This window comes from Pseudomonas sp. IT-P176, assembly GCF_949767245.1.
GTDB lineage: Bacteria > Pseudomonadota > Gammaproteobacteria > Pseudomonadales > Pseudomonadaceae > Aquipseudomonas.
In genome coordinates this window covers 1-422 of sequence record NZ_CATKPN010000111.1, presented here as the reverse complement: position 1 = coordinate 422, position 422 = coordinate 1, and the positions used below count along the sequence as shown (strand labels likewise).

Below are 422 nucleotides of genomic sequence, written 5' to 3'. Positions count from 1 at the left end.
ATACGAAACTGCTTGCCCCGCGCCAGCAACGCCAGGCGCGGTTGCAGGGTCAGTTCATAGCGCGCTTCATCGGCCGAGCCGGACAGGCGTCGAAAAGCTGTGACCACACCGCGCAACGTGCGCAAGGGCAGGACCACGTCGGGGGCGCTGAAGCTGAACACCGGGACGTTCGACGCCAAGGCGTACAGGCTCAACTGCGCACGCTGGCCGAGCATCTGCGCGGCCTCGATCTCCCCGGAACTGCTGGTGAATTCGATGCGGTAGCTGAACGGCTGGCTGAGCTGCTCTTCACCTTCGAAAGCGAGCACGTCGAGCGGCGCCTCGACCCCCTCGACCCGCAGCTTATGCCGGTTGTGGTCGAAAAACCTGGGTAATTGGGTGGACACGAGGCGGGCTCCATGGCGTTTTCAGCCTGTCAAACC

The 422-nt window shown here is 63.7% G+C and carries 1 protein-coding gene; it reads right to left on the bottom strand.

From position 1 onward, the window contains the following. The coding region (locus ACM6IP_RS25180) for a contractile injection system protein, VgrG/Pvc8 family (protein ID WP_414862527.1) at positions 1-386 on the bottom strand (386 nt) is incomplete at its 3' end. Positions 387-422 lie beyond the last annotated feature (36 nt).